The organism is Enterobacter sp. BIDMC 29 (genome assembly GCF_019378755.1).
Lineage (GTDB): Bacteria > Pseudomonadota > Gammaproteobacteria > Enterobacterales > Enterobacteriaceae > Enterobacter > Enterobacter ludwigii.
Genome location: NZ_CP080000.1, coordinates 1,385,707 through 1,386,233, shown reverse-complemented (window position 1 = coordinate 1,386,233; position 527 = coordinate 1,385,707). Strand labels below are relative to the sequence as shown.

At 47.2% G+C, this 527-nt stretch carries 1 protein-coding gene; it reads left to right on the top strand.

The window, feature by feature from the left end; all coding sequences use genetic code 11:
* Nucleotides 1-205 (top strand): hypothetical protein (locus tag JTA15_RS06195; RefSeq protein ID WP_219372982.1); only part of this gene is annotated, 205 nt, incomplete at its 5' end.
* Nucleotides 206-527 lie beyond the last annotated feature (322 nt).

The following is a 527-nucleotide window of genomic DNA, read 5'->3' as shown; positions in this document are numbered from 1 at the left end:
AGCCATCACATCCCGCTCATTCATCACAATAAAAAAGGCCACCGAATTGCAGCCCTGGTCGTTAGGTATTTATCAATATCGTTTCATGGTGCCGACTGGCGTCCTTTCTGACCAATCAGGCCTCTCACCAGCCATGATCGCACGCTGTTGGGATGGTGTCACAGACTGGGTTATCTCTGGCATAGCCTTGTATTCAGGTTTTTGAGGTGGGCTGAGAACCAGATCGGAACTACAACCTGTCAGCAAAAAAATCGCAAGAAGAGAGGAATTAAACTTGTGCACTCTATACCCTTCCAATGGGATAAAAAATTAAAGAAAGAATCGTGGTGTCGGGTGCATCCCAGTGACTCTCCCCTGGTAAGCAAAGATGCGTACATACCTGCGGACAGCAGTAGTATGGAACGCCCTCTCGTCAGAGAGGATTCACCGCGGAAATAAATTATGTCGAATTTATTCCTTCGGTCAATGCATGATTGCTGTGAGTTGTTGCAGGATCAGGGGAATACGAGGTGACTTGATGGAGCCTT